This window comes from Parapedobacter indicus (assembly GCF_900113765.1).
In the GTDB taxonomy this organism is placed as follows: Bacteria; Bacteroidota; Bacteroidia; order Sphingobacteriales; family Sphingobacteriaceae; genus Parapedobacter; species Parapedobacter indicus.
In genome coordinates this window covers 1-5506 of the sequence record NZ_FOQO01000022.1, presented here as the reverse complement: position 1 = coordinate 5506, position 5506 = coordinate 1, and the positions used below count along the sequence as shown (strand labels likewise).

Genomic DNA, 5506 nt, shown 5'->3' with positions numbered 1-5506 from the left:
CGCTCGATGAGCCTCACTTCGTAGTCTGTCAGCGCCAGGTTGGACGATACCGGCGGCATCTTAACCGACTCATCGCTGCTGGTGATGCGGCGGTATGCTTCGCTTTGGTCCGGATGGCCGGGAACGATCGCATGCATCCCCGCCGTTTCCACCAGGGCTTTGTATGCCCCTTCTTCCGTATCCAGCCGCAGATCCGCCTCGCGTGCATTCTTATCCGGCCCGTGGCAGGCAAAACATTTGTCGGACAGCACCGGACGGATGTGGAAATTGTAGTCAACGACAGCGGGTAACTGCATGGATCCACCTAATCCGGTGGTTCCGCGTCCAACGAAAAAATAGCCAGAAAGTACCGCAACAAACACCGCAATTGCGATGCCTATTAACCACTTTGATGAAAGATAAAATCGGCCTCTTCGCATGATACGAAAGAAAAATCACCTCACGACGGTTACTATTGATCAGCTAAACAAAATAAAGATAATCAATTTATCAATCTTCTGCATGATCGGCCGGGAAATTTTCTCCCTGCCATATTTTTTTTGCCGTCCAATCTACGTCATCCCCTGTCCAAAAACGATCCATAGGAGGTAAGCCGAGCACAAGAAAAGCTTCTGAGCACAGATAAAGACTTCCTGTCGAAATATACCCTTCACCGATATCCGGCTGATGTCCATATAGGCCGATTTGCAGCCAGCCGTTTGCATCAAAGGTACCGGGAGCTTCTAACTGCCTTTTAATTACCGTATAGAGTGCCGCCCTGACCTGCTGCGGCTGAATTTCATCAGGTAGTGCTTTCATCAAAGCTACCTGAGAAAGTAATTGAAAGGCACCAAAACGGTAAGCCAGCGAACGCCCGATTGGGGGATAAGTTCCTTCGGGAGAAATCATCCGTTCTTGTATAGTCGCATATCGTTTTGAGCGCTGAAGTACCGAGTTATACACCTTTTTTGCCCCATCGCTATGATCTATTTCCAAAATCGTTCGCGTTACGTCAAGCAACATCGGTTGGATCACAAAACTATTGTAATAATCCCAGTGAAAATTTGGGCCATCTCCATACGTGCCATCCCCCTTATACCAGTTCATATGTGACTTGATTGCATAATCCATGCGCATTCTGTCACCATACCCATCAAATTTTAATAAAGCTGCTTCTACCTCGGCACTAAACAGCAACCAATTATTATATCCAGGGGAAAGCACCCGTGTCGATTTCAATGCCGCTATAATATTTACCTTTGTCTGTGCATCCAATTGGCCCCAAATCTGCTTGGGCGATCTCAACAGTCCCTGTGCCAGGAATGCCGCATCAACCAGCGCTTGCCCGCCTTTATTAAAATTCATGAAATCGGCTGATTTGGGGTCAGTTGCATTATGAAGGGCCTGAATCGTTAAATCAATGTATTTTTTTCGCAGCTTACCTTCAGGAGTATCATCCGCTCCGAGTTCTAACCAAGGGGCTATTCCGGCAAAAAGGCGTCCAAACGCCTCAAGATAGGTAAAGTTTTGCCGCCCATCTACACGAGCTTCAACAGGCATCAGTTTACGTAATTGATGTTGACTTAATGCAGTTAAAACGGGATCCGCTACACGTATTAACGATTGAACCAAATAGGTTCTTTCTCGTTGACCATCATCGGGTTCAGTTGTTTGGGCATATCCGGATTTTACAATTGATAAATTAAGGCTTACCAAGAAAAGTGCTGTGATAACTACTTTAATCGCATTCATTTCTGTATTCTTTCCCGTCAGTTTATGATGATCTCATCCACAAAAATCCAAGCGGGATTTCCTTCAGCCGGATACTTCTTAGGTATCGGCACAAAGGGCTCCACATCTAATCGCAGATACCGGATTGCCTCGCCACTAGCGGGTATTTCTACGATACGATTGGCAGAAACTTCTCCCGGCTTTTCCAGCGCCGGCCGGAAACTGTTAAGCAGCCTTGCACCTGCCGAATCTGCACCTCCCCATACCTGAATGTTCTGTGGCGGATAAATATGGGCTCCATACTGCTGCTTTACACTGACACCGATGGTATCTATATGGATAGGTTCATCAAAATGAAACGATACATTCATCGGTTGACCATGGAATCCCAACCATCTGCCATCCGCATGGTTGTCTCCGCCACTTTCTAAATCGGCTAGGCTGAATGCACCTCGTCCTTTGTAGCGCGGATCCGGCGGGCTAAGCAGATACAGCCGATCCGGACGGTTTGCAGATCGGCGGAAAACCCTTGATACCTCCTCACTGGAAAGCCACCCGGACTTATAACCCTTCACCCTAACCGAGGTGGCCGCTTTCAATATAAAAGGTTCCTGGTAAACCGGTGAGTGGATGCTATCCGGTTCACTCCCATCGAGTGTATAGCGCAATTCCACACCCGCAATTGGGTGGCTAAGCGTAACGGTAACGTTGTCTTTGAAAAAACTGCTGGCCGGCCTGACCATCGGATTGTTCAACGGAAGTATCGTTTGACCATCATCCTGGTAACCCCGCTCAATCGTTATGTTCTTATGTTGTTGCTGCAATTTATCGAGCACCGCTGCTTCAACCTGCGTATTCCAAACGTATACATGCGTCAGCTTTGGCATGGTCAGTAAGGTTACGAGCCCGGCCTCTGTCATATTTGTACCGCTCAGGCTGATCGTCTGCAAATTAGGCAACGCTGCCAAGGTCTCGCTCCATTGGTCGTCTATAGGCGTTCCATTCAATACCAGCTCACGTAAATTGGTGAAGTTGCTGATCACTTCCCGATCAGCGTCGGATACCGGCATTCCACTCAATGACATGGATACCACTTGCGGACCTACCGGCACCAGTTCCTTCAGCGATTGCTCGGTAAAAGAAGCTTTCCCAAAAAATCCTACCGACAATCCAGGCGATCCCTGTGCTAAGGGCTTGACAATCCGATAGGGAGTATTCAGTTTGGCAACCGTCTCCGCATCGGCCGCGGGAAAGTCATAGGTCTCGCTTTTCGGCGGACCATAAATTGCGATGGCAAGCCCCCGAATGGTGTCATCTGCTGCCAGCGTCGAAAGACGTGTATCGAGATCGGCTCCCGACGCAACCCACGCTTCAATCAAGGCCAGCTCCTCGTCGGTTAATTGCGGCTTGCCTTTGGGCGGCATATGGTGCTCATGATCCACATCGAGCAACAGCCGCTGGACAAGCAGGCTTTCTTCCACGGAGCCGCTAACCAAGACCGGGCCGCTATCGCCTCCTTGCAGCATCAACGTGGTATCAGACAGCACCAGCCCTCCTTTTGCTTTGCTCGGACTGTGGCAGCTCAGGCATTTCGCTTCGAGGATCGGGTACACCAAATCGGAAAATACCACCGCCGTTTCCATGTCCAATGCCTTCTCTTTCTTACGTTGTATCGGCTCGAATAAATAATCGGCACCGTGTGTCAATCCCGCTCCATAGTGACCGGCTACCAGCAATACGACTACCGCGACGCTCAACCCAATTCGAAAAAGATTCGAATACCTGCCTGCAGCGATGGAGGATCGCCCGTGATATCCTAATAAACCAGTACACAAAAAGCTTAGCGCCACGCCTGTCCATTTATGCCACTGGAAACCGGCGCCTTCATATCCGCCTTCTTTGGAGAGAAACAAACCTGCCACCACGGTAATCGCTGCGCTCCAGGCGGTCACTAAAAGCAGTGTGTGTATAAGCTGCTTAACCAATGGTTGTCCGATCTCCAGCTTTTCGCCAAAACAGCCCAACAGCCAGACCAACACCAATAAAACAATCGGAAAATGCAATAACAATGGATGAGCACGACCCAATACCTGCAGGGACGCCGGTACTTGAATTTTGCTCTCAAAAACCAGAAAAAAAACAATAAATACTTGAAATGCTATCAGCAGATTAAGCAGGACCGTATGGATTGACTTCATCGCTATGCACTACACCAAGATGTCCTTTACCACCGTGCCAGCTACGTCGGTAAGGCGGTAACGCCGCCCCAGATGCCGATACGTCAATTTTTCATGATTCAATCCCAGCTGATGGAGAATGGTTGCATGAAAGTCGTGCACATGCACCGGGTCCTTGACGATGTTGTATCCGAACTCGTCCGTTTCTCCATATACAATTCCCGGCTTTATGCCTCCACCAGCCATCCATACGCTGAAGCATCGGGGATGATGGTCCCTGCCATAATTGTTGTGTTCTAACCTTCCCTGGCAATAATTGGTCCGACCGAACTCCCCTCCCCATATGACCAGTGTTTCATCCAGCAGTCCCCGTTGTTTCAGGTCGGTGACCAGGGCAGCCGACGCTTGGTCGACATCCTTTGCCTGTGTGGCCATCTCATTAGGTAGATTACCGTGCTGATCCCAACCCTGGTGGTAGAGCTGTACGAAACGTACGCCGTTTTCGGATAGTTTTCTGGCTAATAAGCAATTGGCGGCATAGGTACCCGGAACCAAGCAATCAGGACCATACAGTTTGACAATGTGGTCCGGCTCTTTTGATAAGTCAGTAACCTCCGGCACAGATGTTTGCATGCGGTAAGCCATCTCGTATTGCTGCACCTTCGCCGTGATTTCGGGGTCCCCGAACGCTTCGAACTGCAGGCTGTTCAGCTCAGCTAGTTTGTCGAATAATTTCCTACGGCTCAGTTTATCGGTTCCCGCTGGATTGCCAAGGTACAGCACCGGATCGGGGCCACCCATAAGCTGTACGCCCTGGTGTACGGAGTCGAGGAAACCGTTGGTCCACAGCTTCGCGTAAACGCCCTGTCCATTTCCTCCTCCTTTGGATACCAACACGCAGAAAGCGGGCAGGTTCTGGTTCTCGCTGCCCAGCCCGTAACTCAGCCAAGCACCCATACTTGGACGGTTCCCCTGTTGGGCACCGGTCTGGAAAAAGGTAATTGCCGGGTCGTGGTTGATCGCATCGGTATGCAGCGACCGGATGATGCAAAGGTCGTCTACAACGTTTGCCATATGTGGGAATACCGAGCTGACCCAAGCACCACTCTTTCCATACTGGGCAAAGTCATAGTAGGATCCTACCAATGGAAAACTCGCCTGTCCGGCTGTCATGCCCGTGAGCCGTTGCCCGCCGCGTATCGATTCGGGAAGATCCTGTCCCATCATCTCTCGGAGTTTCGGTTTCGCATCAAACGACTCCAACTGAGACACTCCACCACTTTGGAATAGATAAATCACACGCTTTGCCTTGGGTGCAAAATGTGCCAATCCCCGAGTCATCCCATCATCGTCTGCGCTCCTGCCGGAAAACAGATCCGGTATCAGTAACGAACCCAAGGCCGCGCTTCCTATACCGATACTCAGCCGCGATAAAAACTGCCTGCGGTTTTCAAATAAGCGGGCTTTCTCAACTTCCTTTTCCAGTGTCTTGTCTTTCTTCATGACATTCGTTTCTCTTTTTTGCTATCTGCTTTCGGCTTTCGGATTTCAGCTATCAACTAGTAACCCACGTTATGTCCGTGTAATGGTTTCTTCTAAATTGTACAATCCGTGGATCA

At 49.7% G+C, this 5506-nt stretch carries 4 protein-coding genes; all 4 read right to left on the bottom strand.

The genetic code is table 11. The features are described from left to right. The coding region (locus tag BMZ56_RS25205; RefSeq protein ID WP_305728243.1) for a c-type cytochrome domain-containing protein at window positions 1-419 on the bottom strand (419 nt) is incomplete at its 3' end. Window positions 420-489: 70 nt separating this feature from the next. After that, window positions 490-1731 (bottom strand): DUF2264 domain-containing protein, encoded by a 1242-nt coding sequence (locus BMZ56_RS25200; RefSeq protein WP_090632615.1) that lies wholly within the window; start codon window positions 1729-1731, stop codon window positions 490-492. A gap of 17 nt (window positions 1732-1748) precedes the next feature. Continuing rightward, window positions 1749-3908 (bottom strand): c-type cytochrome domain-containing protein, encoded by a 2160-nt coding sequence (locus tag BMZ56_RS25195; RefSeq protein WP_090632614.1) that lies wholly within the window; start codon window positions 3906-3908, stop codon window positions 1749-1751. Between the two features lie 9 nt (window positions 3909-3917). Beyond that, window positions 3918-5390, bottom strand: a complete 1473-nt coding sequence (locus BMZ56_RS25190; RefSeq protein WP_218146669.1) for a DUF1501 domain-containing protein — start codon at window positions 5388-5390, stop codon at window positions 3918-3920. Window positions 5391-5506 lie beyond the last annotated feature (116 nt).